At 72.5% G+C, this 17,279-nt stretch carries 13 protein-coding genes and 1 tRNA gene; 7 read left to right on the top strand and 7 right to left on the bottom strand.

What is annotated here, in order from left to right; genetic code table 11:
* Positions 1-83: 83 nt before the first annotated feature.
* Complete coding sequence (locus IFU40_RS07745; RefSeq protein ID WP_191925934.1) at positions 84-272, bottom strand: hypothetical protein; 189 nt, start codon at positions 270-272, stop codon at positions 84-86.
* Between the two features lie 443 nt (positions 273-715).
* A tRNA-Met gene (locus IFU40_RS07740) sits at positions 716-789 on the bottom strand.
* A gap of 260 nt (positions 790-1,049) precedes the next feature.
* Between IFU40_RS07740 and IFU40_RS07735 the strand changes: the two genes are divergently transcribed.
* The gene (locus IFU40_RS07735; protein ID WP_191925933.1) at positions 1,050-1,856 is read left to right on the top strand and encodes a carbon-nitrogen hydrolase family protein; all 807 of its coding nucleotides are present in this window, start codon (positions 1,050-1,052) and stop codon (positions 1,854-1,856) included.
* Positions 1,857-1,899: 43 nt separating this feature from the next.
* On the opposite strand, the gene IFU40_RS07730 is transcribed toward IFU40_RS07735, so the two are convergent.
* The gene (locus IFU40_RS07730; RefSeq protein ID WP_191926054.1) at positions 1,900-3,105 is read right to left on the bottom strand and encodes an aminotransferase class I/II-fold pyridoxal phosphate-dependent enzyme; all 1,206 of its coding nucleotides are present in this window, start codon (positions 3,103-3,105) and stop codon (positions 1,900-1,902) included.
* 276 nt (positions 3,106-3,381) lie between these two features.
* On the opposite strand from IFU40_RS07730, the gene IFU40_RS07725 reads away from it, so the two are divergent.
* The 3 genes from IFU40_RS07725 (at position 3,382) to IFU40_RS07715 (ending at position 7,755) form a co-directional block, all read left to right on the top strand.
* Positions 3,382-4,908, top strand: a complete 1,527-nt coding sequence (locus IFU40_RS07725; protein ID WP_191925932.1) for a S1C family serine protease — start codon at positions 3,382-3,384, stop codon at positions 4,906-4,908.
* Between the two features lie 100 nt (positions 4,909-5,008).
* Positions 5,009-6,301 carry a CDP-glycerol glycerophosphotransferase family protein gene (locus IFU40_RS07720; protein WP_191925931.1) on the top strand — a complete coding sequence of 431 codons (1,293 nt, stop codon included), beginning with the start codon at positions 5,009-5,011 and terminating at the stop codon, positions 6,299-6,301.
* Positions 6,298-7,755, top strand: coding sequence for a CDP-glycerol glycerophosphotransferase family protein (locus IFU40_RS07715; RefSeq protein WP_191925930.1), 1,458 nt, complete (start codon positions 6,298-6,300; stop codon positions 7,753-7,755). The genes IFU40_RS07720 and IFU40_RS07715 overlap by 4 nt, the downstream gene beginning before the upstream one ends.
* Before the next feature lie 60 nt (positions 7,756-7,815).
* On the opposite strand, the gene IFU40_RS07710 is transcribed toward IFU40_RS07715, so the two are convergent.
* Positions 7,816-8,898: a glycosyltransferase family 2 protein gene (locus IFU40_RS07710; protein WP_191925929.1), complete on the bottom strand. Its 1,083-nt coding sequence runs from the start codon at positions 8,896-8,898 to the stop codon at positions 7,816-7,818.
* Between the two features lie 42 nt (positions 8,899-8,940).
* Between IFU40_RS07710 and IFU40_RS07705 the strand changes: the two genes are divergently transcribed.
* Positions 8,941-10,194: a hypothetical protein gene (locus IFU40_RS07705; RefSeq protein WP_191925928.1), complete on the top strand. Its 1,254-nt coding sequence runs from the start codon at positions 8,941-8,943 to the stop codon at positions 10,192-10,194.
* Between the two features lie 12 nt (positions 10,195-10,206).
* Here the strand turns inward: IFU40_RS07705 and IFU40_RS07700 are convergent, their stop codons facing one another.
* From IFU40_RS07700 to IFU40_RS07690, 3 genes are all read right to left on the bottom strand, one after another.
* On the bottom strand, positions 10,207-11,544 hold the full coding sequence (locus IFU40_RS07700) for a maltokinase N-terminal cap-like domain-containing protein (RefSeq protein WP_191925927.1): 1,338 nt from the start codon (positions 11,542-11,544) through the stop codon (positions 10,207-10,209).
* Positions 11,545-11,614: 70 nt separating this feature from the next.
* Complete coding sequence (locus tag IFU40_RS07695) at positions 11,615-12,583, bottom strand: hypothetical protein (RefSeq protein WP_191925926.1); 969 nt, start codon at positions 12,581-12,583, stop codon at positions 11,615-11,617.
* A 157-nt stretch (positions 12,584-12,740) separates the two neighbouring features.
* Positions 12,741-13,433, bottom strand: a complete 693-nt coding sequence (locus IFU40_RS07690) for a phosphocholine cytidylyltransferase family protein (protein WP_055836338.1) — start codon at positions 13,431-13,433, stop codon at positions 12,741-12,743.
* Positions 13,434-14,224: 791 nt separating this feature from the next.
* On the opposite strand from IFU40_RS07690, the gene IFU40_RS17180 reads away from it, so the two are divergent.
* Both IFU40_RS17180 and IFU40_RS07680 read left to right on the top strand, forming a co-directional pair.
* Positions 14,225-15,700 (top strand): ABC transporter ATP-binding protein, encoded by a 1,476-nt coding sequence (locus IFU40_RS17180; RefSeq protein WP_342343496.1) that lies wholly within the window; start codon positions 14,225-14,227, stop codon positions 15,698-15,700.
* A complete protein-coding gene (locus IFU40_RS07680; protein ID WP_191925925.1) occupies positions 15,676-17,238 on the top strand; it encodes a hypothetical protein in 1,563 nt (520 codons plus the stop codon). Before IFU40_RS17180 ends, IFU40_RS07680 begins: the two co-directional genes overlap by 25 nt.
* The last annotated feature ends 41 nt before the right edge of the window (positions 17,239-17,279 follow it).

Below are 17,279 nucleotides of genomic sequence, written 5' to 3'. Positions count from 1 at the left end.
CTCTCCGCCGGCGCGTCATGAACGTCGGTGTGAGCCTCGGACTAGCCGGGCGTATAGACGGCGATCGAGGGTCGTCGGGGGCGTCAGGGCTGCCGAGGAAGCCGCTGCATGAAACGGATGAGAGAGACCTGTCGGGTCTTCCAGAGTCCGTCTCGCACGAGAACCATCGTGTAGCCCTCGTGGTGCAGCTGCTGTGCGTTCTCGGGCGTCAGACGAATGCCGGGCTCGGCTTTGATCCAACTCAGCGACGAGCCGTAGATCTCGAGGATCACGGGCGGTCGGGAGGCAGAACGATGTGTGTGGCGTGACATGTTTCATCCGTCGAAGGCGAGGCGATGGATGCACCAGAGGTGCGTGACGCCCTTGGAAAGTACCACGGCGGGGTCATTCGTTCCGTGAGAAGTCGGCGGATCACGTGACGAGGCGCCGTCTCCGGATGCGCGACATTCTCATGGACATTCGACGCAACGCCGGGGCTGTCTCTCCTGCGCTTTTCTTCGTCGTCATCGAAACGCTGTTCCTGCGCCGGAAGGTCCTGATCGACGATCTTGTCGCTGCCCTCTCAGCGGGCGACGTCGATGCCGCCGACGCGTCCTTCACCCCCGGAGCGCGCGTCCAGAAGTGGATGCCGCGCGGCGGGCGAGAGCATTCACGCCCGAGGTTCGGAGGAAAGGCAGAAGGCCCCGGATCTGACGATCCGGGGCCCTTCTTCTTGTTGCGGGGGCAGGATTTGAACCTACGACCTCTGGGTTATGAGCCCAGCGAGCTACCGAGCTGCTCCACCCCGCGGCACAAGAGAAAACATTACGCCGAGATGCACCGGAGCACAAATCCGCAGGGGTGGCCCGGGCGTGTTGCAAAATAATGTCCTGGTGAGCGACATCTTCGAGGATCTCGGGTGTTGCGGACGCCGACCGTCGTGGTCGTGGTCGACGTCGTCGTGAAGCCTGTTGCCGTCGTGCTGACGGGGTCGTGCGCGCCCTGGTGATCCTCGTACTGTGGGTCGTGGCGCCGGCGTTCACCGGGTGCCGGCGAGAGGAGAACCCGCGATGAGCCACGACACCGTCGGCGTCGCCGTCGCGCAGTTCGCGCCGGCCGCTTCCCGCGAGGGCAACCTGGCCGACATCGACGCCACCACCCGCACCGCGGTGTCGCGAGGTGCGCGCGTGGTGGTGTTCCCCGAGTACTCGAGCTACTTCGTCGACCCCTTCGACGACTCGCTCGCGCAGAACGCCGAGGACCTCGACGGCCCCTTCGTCTCGGCGCTGACCACCCTGGCCGCCGAGCTCGACGTGATCATCGTCGCGGGGCTGCTCGAGCGGGCCGACGACGGCCGACGGGTGCGCAACACCGTCGTGGCGGTCGGGGCAGACGGCATCCGCGCGGTGTACCGCAAGCTGCACCTCTACGACGCCTTCGGCCAGCGCGAGTCGGACTGGGTCGAGCCGGGTGAGATCGCGCCGCCGCAGACCTTCGAGGCGCACGGCCTGCGATTCGGTCTGATGACCTGCTACGACCTGCGCTTCCCCGAGGTGGCGCGCACGCTCGCCGACGCCGGTGTCGACGTCGCGCTGGTGCCGGCCGAATGGGTGCGGGGGCCGCTCAAGGAGCACCACTGGCGCACCCTCGTGCAGGCGCGGGCCATCGAGAACACGTTCTTCGTCGCGGCGGCCGATCACCCGCCGCCCCTCGGCGTGGGGCACTCGATGATCGTCGACCCCCAGGGCGTCGCTCTCGCGCAGGTGGGCACGGCGACCGACGTCGCCGTCGCGCACATCGACCCGGATGCCATCGCCCGGGTGCGCCGGGTGAATCCGGCCCTCGCGCTGCGACGATTCCGCGTGACGCCGCGCTGACGGGCGTCGCAGGCGTGCTGTGCCCGGGCGACCGCCCGACCGGTCAGCCGCGCGACATCCCCGCGAGCCTCTCAGCCGCGTCGGTGAGGACCTCGACGCGCTTGCAGGCGGCGAAGCGCACGAGGGTGGCGTACTGCCCGCGATGCGGCGGCGACACGAAGGCGGTGAGGGGGATGCCGACGACGCCCGCGCGAGCGGGGAGCTCACGGCAGAACGCGTCGGCGTCGACGGCGCCGAGCGGGGCGGCATCCACCACCGTGAAGTACGAACCCCCCGGCGTCGACACGTCGAACCCCGCGGCGCGTAAGCCCGTGCCCAGCAGCGCGGCCTTGGCGGCCATCTCCGCCGCCACCGAGGCGAAGAACGCGTCGGGCAGGCGCAGGCCCACCGCGATCGCGGGCTGGAAGGGCGACGCCCCGACGTAGGTGAGGAACTGCTTCACCGCGAGCACGGCCGACACGAGGGCGGCGGGACCGGTGACCCACCCCGTCTTCCACCCCGTCAGCGAGAACGTCTTGCCGGCCGACGAGATCGACAGCGTGCGCTCAGCGGCACCGGGAAGAGTCGACAGCGGCACGTGGGGCGCGCCGAAGACGAGGTGCTCGTACACCTCGTCGGTGACGATGATCGCGTCGTGCAGGTGCGCGAGACGCACGATCTCGTCGAGCACCTCGCGCGAGAAGACCGTGCCGGTGGGGTTGTGCGGATCGTTGACGAGGATCACGCGCGTGCGGTCGGTGACGGCGGACGCCAACTGCGCGAGGTCGGGCTGGAAGTCGGGCCAGCGCAGCGGCACCGGCACGAGGCGTGCACCCGAGAGGGCGACGCACGCCGCATACGAGTCGTAGTAGGGCTCGAACACGACGACCTCGTCGTCGGGGCCGTCGACGAGAGCCAGCAAGGTGGCGGCCAGCGCCTCGGTGGCTCCGACGGTGACGAGCACCTCGCGCGTCGGATCCAGCTCGATGCCGTAGAAGCGCCGCTGGTGCTCCGCGATCGCGGCCAGCAGGTCGGGGAACCCCCGCCCGGGGGCGTACTGGTTCACCCCGTCGGCGATGGCGCGGCGAGCCGCCTCGAGCACGGGCTCGGGCCCGTCTTCGTCGGGGAAGCCCTGTCCGAGGTTGAGCGCACCGGTGGAGGCGGCGAGCGCGCTCATCTCGGCGAAGATCGTGGGAACGGCGCTGCCGTCGGGCGAGAGGAGGCCCGCTCCGCGGGCGGTGCGCTGCCAGGCGCCGGGGATCTGCTGCATGGTGGGGCTCTCCGAAGGAACGGGGCGGGTGGCTTTCACCGTAGCGGAGCCCCGGTCGGGGCCGGCGACCGAGGACACCCGGATGCCGGGAGCCACGGCATCCGCGCCGCCGACGTCGGGCGGTGCGAGAGGGGGCGGCATGTCACGCTCTCGGGCGCAACCGGGGGATGCCCCGCGGGCGACTGCTGTTACACCCATAGACAGGGCTCACGCGCGTCATAGGTAGACCACAGGATGCGCGGTCATCGTAGAAGCGCCTGGAAGAAGGAGCACCCCATGAGCGACACCACGAACAACCGTCCTGACGGTCACGACGACAGCACCACCCCCGCGGGCGACGCCGCCGCGCCCACGCCCTCGCAGCCCGAGGCCCCCCGCGCCGAGGCGACGAACGTGCCGCCGAAGCCGACGCGCTCGCCCGCCGCGGCCGCCGCCGCCTGGCCGCCGCCCGTCGCGGGCAGCGCCGCGCCGCAGCCGACCCACGGCTACGCCTCGGCCCCCTCGGGCGCCACCTCGCCCACCGGCCAGGCGTTCGGCCCCGCCGCGACGAGCGCGCACCCCACCCTCGTGCTGCCCGAGAACGCCGCGCACGCCACGCCGCGCAAGAAGAGCTCCGTGCCGCGCATCGCCGCCCTCGTGGTGGCCGCCGCCCTCGTCGGCGGCGCCGCCGGTCTCGGGGGCACCTACGCGGGCCTCAGCTTGTGGGGCGGATCCGACAGCTCCACCGTCGCCGGCCCCACGGCCGTCACCGTGAACGACACCGACGACGTCAACGAGACCGCGGCCGTGGCATCCAAGGTCGTCCCCAGCGTCGTCACCATCAGCGCCACCGGCACCTCGTCGGGCGGCACCGGCTCGGGTGTCATCCTGAGCGACGACGGCTACGTGCTCACCAACACGCACGTCGTCACCCTCGACGGGGCCACCGGCGACGCCAAGATCTCGGTCACCACCTCCGACGGTCACGTGTACGCCGCCACGGTGGTCGGCACCGACCCCACGTACGACCTGGCCGTCATCAAGCTCGAGAACGCGACGAACCTCACGCCCATCGAGTGGGCCGACTCGTCGAAGCTCAACGTCGGCGACGCCACCACCGCCATCGGCGCCCCGCTGGGCCTGCCCAACACGGTCACCACCGGAATCGTCAGCGCGCTGAACCGGTCGATCCAGGTCGCGTCGTCCGCCGCGCCGAAGGACGGATCCGAGCAGGACCAGGGCTCCGAGCCCGGAGGCGAGAGCCCGTTCCGCTTCGACTTCGGCCAGGGCCAGCAGTCGCAGCAGGCGACCCAGACCATCAAGATCGCCGTCATCCAGACCGACGCCGCCATCAACCCGGGCAACTCCGGCGGAGCACTCGTCGACAACGAGGGCAAGCTGATCGGCATCAACGTCGCCATCGCCAGCGCGGGCGGCTCGTCGTCGGGTGCGCAGTCGGGCAACATCGGCGTCGGCTTCTCGATCCCCTCCGACATCGCCAAGCGCATCTCGCAGGAGATCATCGACAACGGCTCCGCCACCCACGGCCTCTTGGGCGCCTCGGTCCAGGATGCCGCGTCGATCCAGGGAGCGACCACGACCGGCGCGTACGTGGCCGAGGCCACCAGCGGCGGCGCGGCCCAGGCCGCGGGCCTCACGAAGGGCGACGTCATCACGGCGTTCGACGGCGTGCCCGTCACCAACTCGATCGACCTCACCGCCCAGGTGCGCGCGCTCGCCGCGGGCGCCCAGGCCGAGGTGACGTACAACCGCAACGGTCAGGAGAAGACCGTCGAGGTCACCCTCGGCACGATGCAGAACTGACCTCGGATCGGGCCGTCGCCGGCCCGTCGCCCGCCGCCGGACGACCGGCGCGGGTCCTCCTCTCCAGGTGACGGACGCCACCCCGCGATAAGCTCGCGGGGTGGCGTCTTTCTCGTTCGGTGCGGGGAACGCGCAGAAACTCCGCCGTCTTCCGCTGTATCTCGCGGGTCGGCTCCTGACGTTGCTCGTGCCCCGGTCCCGCGACGAATGGGTCTTCGGCAGTGCGGTCGGCGTCGCCGACGGTGCTCTGACCCTGCACCGGGTCGCCGCCGACCACGGTGAGAAGACGACGTGGCTCGTCGCCGACGACGGGCAGGCGCGGACGGCTCGGGATCTCGGCATCCGGTGGGTCAGGCGCGACTCGGCACGCGGCCTGTGGCGCACCGCGCGCGCCCGGGTGATCGTGGTGACTCACGGCTTCGGCGACGTGCAGCGCTACGCCGTCGGCGGGGCGTTCGTCGTGCAGCTCTGGCACGGCATTCCGCTGAAGCGCATCGGCCTCGACTCGGCCGAGACCACGCGCGCTCCCGTGCTGCCGAGCGTGCTGAGTCCGGTGCTGCGGCTGCTGTACCGGCGCACCACTCGTCGCATCGGCCTGGTGCCGGCCGCTTCGCATCTCGTGCGGGGCCGCCTCGAGACGGCGTTCGCGCTGACCGACGCCCAGGTTCCCGTGACGGGGGAGCCCCGCGTCGACGTGCTGTCTTCCGGCGAGGCGGCGGAGCGCCGTGCCCGTGCCCGCGCGGCGCTGCACACGCTCACGGGCACGCAGCTCGGCGAACGTCCCGTCGTGCTCTACGCCCCGACCTGGCGAGACGGCGACCCCGACCCGGCGATTCCCACGGCCGACGAGTGGGCGGCCATCCGCGCCGTGCTCGACCGCCACGACGGCATGCTGCTCGTGCGCTCGCATCCCCTCGGCGCGGGGGAGTACCGAGCGCCCTGGCCTACCGACCGGGTGCGTCCGCTCGGCAGCGACCTCGTCGCCGACGTCACGCCCCTGCTCCCCGGTCTCGACGTGCTGGTGACCGATTACTCCTCGCTCGCGTTCGACGCCGCCCTCGTGCCCCTGCCGGTGGTCTTCTTCGCCCCCGACCTCGAGGCGTATACGGCCCGCCGCGGCCTGTACGGGCGCTATGCCGACGTCGCCGGCGACGTTCCCGCCCGCACGTGGAGCGCGGCCGTCGCCGCGATCGAGGCCGTCGTGAATGACCCGACCGAGGCGCTGGCCGCCTCCGTCGCCCGCAGCGCCACCGTGCATGCGCACCGGGACGGACGGAACGCCGAGCGCGTGCACCGCCTGATCCGCAACCGCCTCGATGCCCGCGGCACGACACCCGGTACCGGCGTGCTGCGCGGCGCGCGCCGGTGGACGACGAGAAAGGCGACGCGATGACCGAGGCACGGTTCTTCGACGACGACGGCACTCCCGCGCTGGGGCTCAGCGGAACGGGTGCCCGTCCGGCATCCGTCGACCTGGTCGGGGCGCGAGCCCGATCGACCGGGCGCCTGCACGGACGGGGGCGCACCTGGCGCGCGGTCATCCCCCTGCGGGCCGCGCGGTGGGGCGGCCCGGCGCTGCCCCTGCCGTCGGGCCGGTACCGCCTGCGCATCGACGCGGACGGGGCTCCGGATGCCGCGCCTCCGGCGACGACCCTGCCGGAGGTCGCCCTTACGGGGCTCCGCGCGGCGTTGTCGGACGGCACGGTCGTCATCAGTCCTCCCGGTGACCCCGCCGACCGCACGCCCGCGGGCCAGGCCGCTCTCGAGCGCCGATACGCGCGCGAGCGCGACCCGCTCGAGAACGCCGTGTTCTTCGAGAGCTTCTACGGCCGCACCGCCGGCTGCAACCCGCTCGCGATCGACCGCGAGCTCGCCCGCGTGGCACCGGGGGTGACCCGTTACTGGAGCGTCGTCGACCACTCCGTCGACGTGCCCGCCGGAGCCGTCGCCGTCGTCGAGGGGAGCCCCGAGTGGTGGCGTGCCCGAGGGGTGTCGCGCCTGCTCGTGGTCAACGACTGGCTGCGGCGCCGGTTCGTGCGCCGCCGCGGGCAGATCGTGCTGCAGACCTGGCACGGCACGCCCCTCAAGCGCCTCGCGCTGCACCGGCCCGGGTTCGACCCGCGTCGTGCGCTTGCCGTGCTGCGCGAGAGCCGCCGGTGGAACGTGCTGCTCGCGCAGAGCCCGTACGCGGCGCGCGTGCTCACCCGCGCCTACGCGTTCCTGCGCCGACCGGTGTGGATCGAGGGCTACCCGCGCAACGACGCCCTGCGCACCGACGACGGCGCTCTCACGCGTCGACGCCTCGGCATCGGCCCCGACGAACGGGTTCTGCTGTACGCCCCCACCTGGCGCGACGACCGCGAGGCCATGGTCGACTTCGTCGACCCGGCGGCCCTCGCCCGCGCCGCCGACGCCGTGGTGCTCGTGCGCGGCCACACGCGCACCCTGCAGCCGGGCCGAGACGCCGACGGGGCGCGGGTCATCGACGTCACCGGGTACCCCGACACCAGCCGCCTGCTCGCCGTCGCCGACGCACTGATCACCGACTACTCCTCGGTGATGTTCGACTTCAGCGTCACGGGCAAACCCCTGTACTTCCTCGTGCCCGACCTCGAGCACTACCGGGGCGAGCTGCGCGGGTTCTACTTCGACCTTCTCGACGCCGCCCCCGGGCCCGTCGTGCGCACGCAACACGAGTTGGAGCGAGCCCTGGCCGAGGTCGACCCCGACGTCTTCACCGAGCGGTACGCGCGCTGGCAGCGCGAGTTCACCGCCCGCGACGACGGGCGCGCCGCCGAACGCGTCGTGGCGCGCATCCTCGACCAGGGCCTCGTCGACCGCGCCTGATGCCCTCGCTGATGCCCGCGCCTCATGAGAGCGACCGGACGCCTCGACGGACGGGGCAGGCTAGGGCAGAGGCGTGTTCCGGCCGTCCAGGCGCGACGTGTCGACGGTGTCGCGCGCACCGCGCACGAGCGCCCAGACGAACCCCCACCCCCATGAGACGTGCATCGACGGCAGCACCGCGGCCGTCCACGCCTTGTCGCGCCACCCGCGGCCGCCGCCCCGACCGAGAGCGACGAGGGCGACGAGCAGGGCGTACCCGGCGACCGGCAGATGCAGCACCCAGGAGCGCCCCCGCCGACGGCGGCCGAGCTGCACGCCGGCCGTCACCGCCGAGACCGCCGCCGCGCCCACCAGCGCCGGGGGAGCGAAGTACCGCAGGGAGTTGCCGCGCCCGTAGCGGCGCACGAGCTCGCCCCGCCATGCCCCCGTGGCGCGGAACTGGCGCACGAGTCGCGTCCAGCTCTCGCGCGGCCAGTAGACCGCTTCGAGCCGCGGGTCGAACCAGACGCGGTACCCGGCGCGCCGGATGCGCAGGTTCAGCTCCCAGTCCTCGCCGCGGCGGATGCTCTCATCGAACAATCCGACCTCGTCGAGCACCGCGCGCCGCATGACGCCGAGGTACGCCGACTCGGCGGGGCCCTCCTCGGTGCCGCCGTGGTACGCACCCCCGCCCAGGCCGACGCGGGAGTTGTAGGCCCGGGCGACGGCGCGCTGGAAGGGGGAGCGCCCGTCGGCGCGCATCACTCCGCCGACGTTCGCGGCCTGCACCCGCGCGAGGGTCCGCAGCGCCCGCCGCGCGTAGCCCGGCGCGAGTTCGGAGTGGGCGTCGACGCGGACGATGGTCGGGTACCGGCTGGCGCGGATGGCCCGGTTCAGCCCGACGGGGATGTCGGCGGCGGGGTTCTCGATCAGCACGATGCGGTCGTCGGCATCCGCCAGTTCTCGAGCGAGGGCGTCGGTCCCGTCGGTGGAGGGGCCGAGGGCCACGACCAGCTCGACGGGTCCGGGGACGTCCTGCGCGAGGGTGGAGGCGACGGCGCGACGCAGGTACCGCTGCTCGTTGAGCACGGGCATGACGAAGCTCACGCCCGCATCGTCGGGAGGAACGGGCGCGTCTCTTTCGCCGGGGGTCGAAAGGGGCATCCGTCGATCCTGTCACGAGAGGCTGGCCGGTACCCTGGAACGATGCCCCTCGCCCGCGACACCCGGCTCGCTGTGGGCCTCCTTCGCAAAGCCCTCGCCACCCGACGCGCTCGCCGCGACCTCCGCGCGGCGCTCGACGCCCGCGGTCCACTGCCCGAGGGGCGGTTCCGCGTCGCGGTGTACTTCGCCGACGGCGCCGCGAACATGTACCAGATGCGGCAGTGGTACGCGCCCCTGCAGCACCTGGCGGAACGCTGGCCGGTCGTCGTCATCAGCCGGGCGATCCGCGGCGCCGACGCGCTCCTGCGCGACGATGCTCTGCCGGTCGCGTACGCGCCGACGATCGCCGACGTCGAGCGGGTGCTGAGCGAGCAGGACATCCGCGTGGTGTTCTACGTCAACCAGAACACCCGCAACTTCCAGATGTTCCGCTACGGGCGGCGCTGGCACGTGTTCATCAACCACGGCGAGTCCGACAAGATGTACATGACCACGAACCAGGTGACGGCGTACGACTACGCCTTCGTCGCCGGAAACGCGGCCCGCGAGCGGCTGTCGCGGGAGCTGTGGGACTACGACCTCGACCGCCGCACGTTCTCGATCGGGCGCCCGCAGGCCGACCACTACGGCGGTGAGCCGCCGTTCCCGCCCGACGAGCGCACCGTGGTGCTGTACGCCCCCACGTGGGAGGGCGACCGGCCCTCGGCGCGGTACGGCTCGGTCGTCACCCACGGGGAGTCGCTCGTCGCGGCCCTGCTCGCGACGGGACGTCATCGCGTGATCTACCGCCCGCACCCGCGGTCGGGAATCGTCGATCCGGCGTACGGGGCGGCGAACGCCCGCATCGCGGCGGCACTTCAGGCCGCGAACCGCGCCGACCCCGGCGCGGGCCACGTGCACGACACCGGCGCCGAGATGGGCTGGCAACTCACCGCGGCCGACCTCGCGGTGGTCGACATCTCGGCGATGGTCTACGACCGTCTCGCCGTGGGCAAGCCCCTGCTCATCACGCGGCCCGTGGACCCCGCGGCCGTCGTCGACGAGGGCGGGTACCTGTCGGCGTGCGAATGGCTGGATGCCGCGGCATCCGGCGACATCGTCGGACACGCCGAGCGCGTGCTCGACGACCCCGCGTCGGGTGAGCGTCTCGCGCACTGGGTGCGGCACTACTTCGGCGACACCACGCCGGGATCGGCCACCGTCCGGTTCGAGGCGGCGGTGGCCGAGCTCATGGCACGCTGGGACACCTGGCACGCGCGTGAAGAATCGCGCCACGACACCCCGCCCTCGGACTGAGGCTCCGGGCCGTCACTCCAGCGGAGCGAGCCGACCGATCGCGGCGAGGGGGATGCCGACCCAGTCGGGGCGGTTGCGCGTCTCGTAGATCGCCTCGTAGACGGCTTTGTCGAGTTCGAACGCGGCACGCAGCGTCTCGTCGTCCGTGCTCTGGGGGCCGGCGGTCTCGGCGTAGCCGTCGAGGAACGCCTGCTGGGCGGCGATGACCCACGCGCGCACCGCGGCGCCGTCGTCGTCGGCCACGGCGCCCGAGACGTAGTCGAACGAGCGCAGCATGCCGGCGACGTCGCGCACGGCGACGTCGGGCTGCAGGCGTTCGGCGATGGGACGCAGCGGCTCGCCCTCGAAGTCCAGCAGCACCCAGCCGTTGCGGGGGGTGTCGAGCACCTGCCCGAGGTGCAGGTCGCCGTGCACGCGCTGCAGCGCAGGCCAGGGGGCGGTGGCGGCGGCCGCGTACACGGCACGGATGCGGTCGGCGTACGGCTCCAGCGCCGGGACCTCGGCGAGGGCGATCGACAGACGTCGCTCCCACGCACCGACCACGGCCGCGCGGTCCTCGGCGTCGGGCTCGCGCGTGGGGAACGCCCGCGAGAGGGAGACGTGCATGCCCGCGACGCTCGCGCCGAGCGCGTGGGCGCGCGCAGCGAAGTCGTCGTCGGCGGCCGCGGCGTCGAGGGCGACGCGCCAGGCGTCCTCGACGCCGTCGAAGAACTCCTGCGCGAAGGCGAGCGACCCGCTGACGGGAACTCCTTCGGGCGTCACCCACGATCCGCGCACCTCACCGATCGCGGCGGGCACGAACGCCGCACCGGCGGCAGCGAGAGCCGACTGCAGCTCCACGTCGGGGTTGATGCCCGGATGCACCTGCCGGAAGAGCTTGCAGATCACGGGAAGGCCGGCGTCGTCGGGCCGGAAGATGAGCGAGGTGTTCGACTGTTCGCCGCTCAGCACGCGGGCGGTGGCGCGAGGCGCAGGCGCTTCACCGTCCGGCGAGGCGAGGGCGAAGGCGGTGAGGCCGTCGTCGGGGGTTCCCGCCGCTCCGCCGCGAGTGACCCAGGAGTACAGCAGGTCGGTGAAGGCGGGGTCGGTGGTGGCGTCCGCCCACACCCGCCCCTCGTCGGCCGCGCCGATCAGGCTGCCCGGCAGCACGGAACCCTCGGCCCGCACGACGACAGGTACCTGGTAGAGGATCGCCGGCGCTGCAGCGTCGTCGCGCACGAGAAGCAGTCGCGTGTCGGTCGCGTCGAGTGCCCAGTCGGCCACGATGGTCAGCCGCGGATCGCGGCCTTTCGTGCCGTACCAGCGCTGACGCGGCATCCAGACCGCGAGGAGATCGAGGAGGTCGCCCATGCGGCGAGGCTAACGCGCCGGGGCGAACGACGCGCGGGACTTGCGCCGGAGGCCGTGTCGGTGAGATGGGTCAGGATGCCGAGCCGCGGCCGTCGCCGGCGGTCTCGCCCGTCGCGTCGTCATCGCGTGCGCCCTCCGCACCCGCGCGGCGCCGACGAGGCAGGGCCTTTCGGGCCGCGGAGCCGGTGCGGCGACCCGCGCCGCCGACGACCTCGGCGATCGCGCCGCCCACGCGGTGGATGCCGCCCAGGGTCGCGCGTTCCCTCGTCTCGGCACCGGGCCTCGGCTCGAGGTCGGCGGGGAGCTGGAGCGGGGCAGACCCGAAGGCTCGTCGCGCGTTGACGAGAACGCGCCGGCCGAGGAGGTGGTTCCCGGCACCTCCGACGACGGCCCCGACGCCGAAGGGGAGGGCCTTCCCGAGCCACGACGCTCCGCCGCGCGTGGCGAACTGGCGCACGAACATCGTCTTGAGGCGGTCGACGAGCGGGCCGACGGCGGCGCGCGGCAGCGTCTTGGTCACCATCTCGCCCCAGTAGCTCGCGCGGGTGCCCCCGCGACCGGCGGCCTGCGAGGCGAGCTGCGACACGAGGTCGACGCCTTCTTTGCCGAGCAGCAGAGCGAGAACCAGCGCCCGACCTCGATCGGGGTCCTGCACGACGAGCCCGTGCACCTCGGCGACCGACTGCGCGTACAGCGCGGTGGCCTCGAGGAAACCGATGGTCTCGACCCCGCTCAGCGCGAGGGTCACACCGGTGCCGATACCGGGGACCACCGCGGTCGCCCCCACGGCCGCGCCTCCGGTGGTGACGGCGGCGAGGTAGCGGCGCTCGAGGATCCGCAGGATCTCGTCGGGAGCGGCGTCCGGATGCCGCAGCCGGATGCTGCGGAGATGCGCGAGCACCGCGGGGCGCTGCACGGCGAGCACGCGGTCGAGCATGCGGACGGTTCGGGGGTGTTCCTCCGACCCTGCCGGGGGGAGCCCGCCCTTCCAGGGCGCGTCGTCGGGGAGGGAGTGGATGCGGTGCACCTTCTCGGACATGGAACCATCCTTGCTCGTCGCACGCCGAGGCGAGGGCGACTTGACGATGACGTGTCGGCGCGTGCGGGGGAGAGGTTCGGGGCCCTGCCGAATGACGGTCGGGTGAGGCCTTCGCCGCGCAGTGCCGCCGGAGGACCCCGACGACTGACCGCGACGGTCAGACGAAGAGGTTCGCCCGCTCGAGGTCTTCGGCGAAGTCGACCTCGACCGCGTAGAGATCGGAGATGTCGAGCGGTTCGACGCGCATGCCGTCCTCGGCGATCGCGAGCTCGATGCCCCGCTCGAAGTAATCCTGGTCGTCGACGCGCTGCAGCTGACGTTGCAGGGCCTTCTTGTCGCGCGCCGAGACGTAGTTGATGCCCACGGCTTCGCCGATGCCGCCGACGACGACCTTCGACAGCTCGGCGATGAAGCCCTCGGCATCCACCGTGTACTTCACCTCTTCGTCGCTGACATTGGCCGTGTCGACGGTCACGAAGGAACGGTCCGCGTCGATGAGTTCGACTGCGCGACCGAGGACGCGGGGGTCGAAGACCACGTCGCCGTTCATCCACAGCACTCCGCCTCGACCGCTCTTGGCCAGCGCGCGCAGGAGGCTCTTCGAGGTGTTGGTCTGGTCGTACCGGTCGTTGTAGACATAGTCGACGTGCGGGAACGTGTCGACGATGGTCTCGGCGCGGTAGCCGACGACGCTGGTGATGCGGGCCGTGCGGCCGAATGCGGCGCGGATGTTGTCGTGCTGCTGCTGCATGATGCTGCGGCCGTCGGCGAGCACGGTGAGCGGTTTCGGCAGGCTGCGGCCGAGGCGCGAGCCCATGCCCGCGGCGAGGATCACGATCTGAACAGTCAAGGCTGGCTCCTGGGGGGATGAGTCGTCATGTCCGGTTCACCGGAATGTCACGCCTTCGTGTTCGATCGATGCTAGCGAAAAGGCCCTGTGAGGTGGCATGATTCGCGCCGGTCGTTGTGGTTTCGTGATGCCGTCCTGGGGTTGCGTCCCACGACCCGACGTCGGGCGATGTCGGAGGTGCTTGCTAGTTTGGGGTGATGACAGCGTCGCTGCCGCAGCCCCCCGAAAGTTCCTCGTCCGACACCGAGGCCGCCGCGGCGAGCGCCGAATCCTCCGAGTCTCCGCAGCCGGCCGCGAAACCGCGTGCCCCACGCGCCCCGCGTGCCACCGCACCCCGCGCTCCTCGTCGCGCTCCCGCTCGTCCGAAGGCGACGGTCGAGGCGGCAGACGCCGCGACCGACGCGTCCGCGGACCCGTCCGAGGCCGTCGACACGCCGAAGCCCGCGCCGAAGCCGCGAACTCCCCGCACGACCGCCAGCCGCGCCGCGTCCACGGGCGCGGCGCCGCGCACCCCCGCAAAGAAGCCGGCCGCACCGCGTACCTCCGCAGCGTCCGCATCCACGTCATCCACCCCGCGCACGACGGCCGCGAGAAAGCCCGCAGCCAAGCGCCCCACGGCGAAGAAGCCGGCGACGCCCCGCGCGTCTGCGGCGACCGAGACGAGCGTCGACGCCGCCACGACGCCCGACGCGGCGGCTCTGTCGCCCGACCTCGTGATCCCCCCGCGCCCTCCGCTCCCGGTGCGCACGACGGATTCCGGCGCCTCCGCAGACGCGATCTCCCCTGACGCCGTGCCCGCGGATCCCGCGACCGCCGATGCTGTGCCCGCCGATCCCACCCCCGCCGACGTCGCTGTCGAAGAGCCCGTCGTCTCCGAGGCCGCCCCCGGTGCCGACGCTGCGAGCGCCACGGACGAGGACGAGACCGCGATCGACGCGCCGGCCGACCAGGCATCGCCGATCGCCGCCGCTCACCCCGGCGTGGTGGTCGATACGCCCCTCGCCGACAGCGAGACGGGCCCCGCCGACGCGCTCACCCCTTCGGTGGCCGACGACGCCTCGGGGGAGTCCGCGTCGGGGGAGTCCGAGTCGGCTCAGCCCGAAACGACCGAGCCCGAGGCGACCGAGCAAGAGGCCACCACCGAGCCCGCGCCGACAGAGCTCGAGGAAACGGAACCCGAATCTGCGGAGCCCCCCTCCGACCCGACGCGTCCCGATGTCCGGGTCACTGACGAGAACGATGTCGTCCTTTCGGACGAGATCGACCTCGCGTCCGAGGCCGGGGCGACGCGCGAGTCCCCCCTCGCGTCCGAGGCCGGGCCGGCGGGCGAGACGGAGTCTTCGCCCGAGAACGACGCCCACATCGTTCTCGACGCGCCCGAGCTGGCAGCCGATCCGGAGCTCGAGATCGCACCCCTCACCAACCCGCACGCCGGCTCCGCGTCAGCCGACACCGCCGATGCCGCCACGGCGGACGCCGACCGTGCCGACCAGCACACCGCCGACGCCGTCCCGGCGCTCACGCTGCGCGGCGTCACCAAGACGTTCGGCGAGCTGCGGGCCGTCGACGCGATCGACCTCACCGTGCCGGCGGGTTCGTTCTACGGCCTCGTCGGGCCGAACGGGGCGGGCAAGACGACCACGCTGTCGATCATCGCCGGCCTGCTGCGCGCCGACGGCGGCACCGTGCAGATCAACGGTGTCGACGCCGCCCGCCGCTCACGCGAGGCGAAGAAGCTCATCGGCGTGCTGCCCGACCGTCTGCGCACCTTCGACCGGCTCACGGGTCGGCAGCTGCTGTCGTACTACGGTGCGCTGCGCAGTCTTCCCGCGCCCCTGGTCGAGAGTCGCATCGCCGACCTGGCGCGCGCGTTCGATCTCGTCGACGCCCTCGCACGGCCGGTCTCGGACTACTCCGCCGGTATGACGAAGAAGGTCATGCTCGCCGGCGCGATGATCCACTCGCCGCGACTGCTCGTCCTCGATGAGCCGTTCGAGGCCGTCGATCCCGTCTCGAGCGCGGTCATCCTCGACATCCTGGGCACGTACGTCGACCACGGCGGCACCGTCATCCTCTCCAGCCACGGCATGGAGCTCGTCGAACGCGTCTGCTCGCGGGTGGCGGTCATCGTGTCGGGCCAGGTGCTCGCCGAGGGCACCGTCGACGAAGTACGCGGCGAGGCGACGCTGGAACAGCGCTTCCTCGAGCTCGCGGGTGGTCTGGGCGACGTGGAGGGCCTGGAGTGGTTGCACACGTTCTCCGCCTGAGACTGGCGATGATGTGGGGCGCCCTGCGGGGCGACCCCCGCGAGGTCGTCCGGCGCGTCATCGGTGTGGTCCTCCTCGTCGCTGCGGCGGCGGTCGCGGCCGTGAGTGCCGCGGGTCTCGCGGATGCCGATCGGCTGACCACCGCCGTGGTCACCGTGCTCGCGGGGTCTGCGGTCACGCTCGGCTTCGCGGTCGGTCCTCCCGTCACCGCCTCGATCGACCCGCTCGACCCCCGACGGTTCGCGGTGGTCGGGCCGGAGCCGCGGCCGCTCGCCGGCGCACTCCTGCTCGCCGGGTTCCTCAGCGTCCCGGTTCTCGTCGTTCTGGTGCTCGGGGTGAGCCTCGCCGTCGCGTGGGGCGCCCACGGGGCCGCGGCGGTCGCGAGCGTGGCCTCGGTCGTGCTCGGTCTTGCCACCTGCGTGCTGTTCGCCCGCGTCAGCATGGCGCTCGGCGCGCTCGTGCAGCGCCCGCGGCAATCGCGGGAGCTCATGGGCGTGTACCTCGTGGCCGTGCTCGTCGTCGTCGTGCCGGTGGGGGTGTTCCTCGGCTCGCTCGAATGGCGGGGGGCCGTTCCCTCTCAGCTCGCCTCGGCCGCCGAGATCCTGGCGTGGACCCCGATCGGCGCCGCCTGGGGGATCGCGTTGGCACCGTCGGCGGGGGCGGCCGTCGGCAGCCTGATCGTCGCCCTCGCCACGGTCGGTGTGCTGGCCGTCGCCTGGTTCGTCCTGGTCGACCGCCTGCTCACCACCACCCGTCGCCCCGTCGCCGCCCGCGAGCGCGGGGGAATGGGATGGTTCGCGATGCTCCCCGGTACGCCCGGGGGAGCGGTCGCCGCCCGCAGCCTGTCGTACTGGCTGCGCGACCGCCGCTACATCGTGAACGTCATCATCGTGCCCGTCGCCGCCGTCGTGTCCACCGTGCCGCTGCTGGTCGCGGGCGTGCCCTTCGAGATCGCGGTGCTGCTGCCCGTGCCGATCATGGCCTTGTTCTTCGGATGGCTCCCGCACAACGACCTCGCCTACGACTCCACCGCGTTGTGGATGCACATCGCCTCAGGCGTGCGCGGTGCGCCGGATCGCATCGGCCGTCTCGTTCCGGTGCTGCTGATCGGCCTGCCGGTCCTCGCGCTCACCCTTCCCCTCGCGGTGGTGGCCCACGGCCGCTGGGCCGTCTTTCCCGCCCTGGTCGGAGTGTGTGCGGCCCTGTTCCTGGCGGGGCTCGGCCTCTCGAGCATCTCGTCGGTCGTGGCGCCCTACGCGGTGTCGCGGCCCGGCGACAGCCCGTTCCAGCAGCCTCAGCGGTCGGGCTCGGGGGGCGTCATGGCGCAGGGCCTCGTGATGGTGGGAGCACTGCTGGCCGCGGCCCCCGCGATCTGGCTCACCTGGCGCGCCGTGGCGGGCGACTCCATCGACGCGATGTTCGCGCTGGCGGTCGGCGTCGGCGCGGGTCTCGTCGTGCTGGTAGCGGGTGTGGCGATCGGGGCGGCCCTGTTCGAGCGCCGCGGAACCCGCTTGATGGAGTTCGCCGAAGCGACCTGACGTGGGGTCCACCGTCCCCTCGGCGCGGTCCGCGGCTACAC

It is taken from the genome of Microbacterium sp. CFBP 13617 (assembly GCF_014839445.1).
Taxonomy (GTDB): Bacteria; Actinomycetota; Actinomycetes; order Actinomycetales; family Microbacteriaceae; genus Microbacterium.
This window is presented reverse-complemented; position numbering and strand designations above follow the sequence as displayed.

What these genes read in the sequence shown, in the direction of transcription:
- IFU40_RS07735 (WP_191925933.1), top strand. Translation starts at nt 1,050, where the DNA reads ATGAGCCACGACACCGTCGGCGTCGCCGTCGCGCAGTTCGCGCCGGCC.
- IFU40_RS07730 (WP_191926054.1), bottom strand. Translation starts at nt 3,105, where the DNA reads ATGCAGCAGATCCCCGGCGCCTGGCAGCGCACCGCCCGCGGAGCGGGC.
- IFU40_RS07725 (WP_191925932.1), top strand. Translation starts at nt 3,382, where the DNA reads ATGAGCGACACCACGAACAACCGTCCTGACGGTCACGACGACAGCACC.
- IFU40_RS07715 (WP_191925930.1), top strand. Translation starts at nt 6,298, where the DNA reads ATGACCGAGGCACGGTTCTTCGACGACGACGGCACTCCCGCGCTGGGG.
- IFU40_RS07710 (WP_191925929.1), bottom strand. Translation starts at nt 8,898, where the DNA reads ATGCCCCTTTCGACCCCCGGCGAAAGAGACGCGCCCGTTCCTCCCGAC.
- IFU40_RS07705 (WP_191925928.1), top strand. Translation starts at nt 8,941, where the DNA reads ATGCCCCTCGCCCGCGACACCCGGCTCGCTGTGGGCCTCCTTCGCAAA.
- IFU40_RS07700 (WP_191925927.1), bottom strand. Translation starts at nt 11,544, where the DNA reads ATGGGCGACCTCCTCGATCTCCTCGCGGTCTGGATGCCGCGTCAGCGC.
- IFU40_RS07695 (WP_191925926.1), bottom strand. Translation starts at nt 12,583, where the DNA reads ATGTCCGAGAAGGTGCACCGCATCCACTCCCTCCCCGACGACGCGCCC.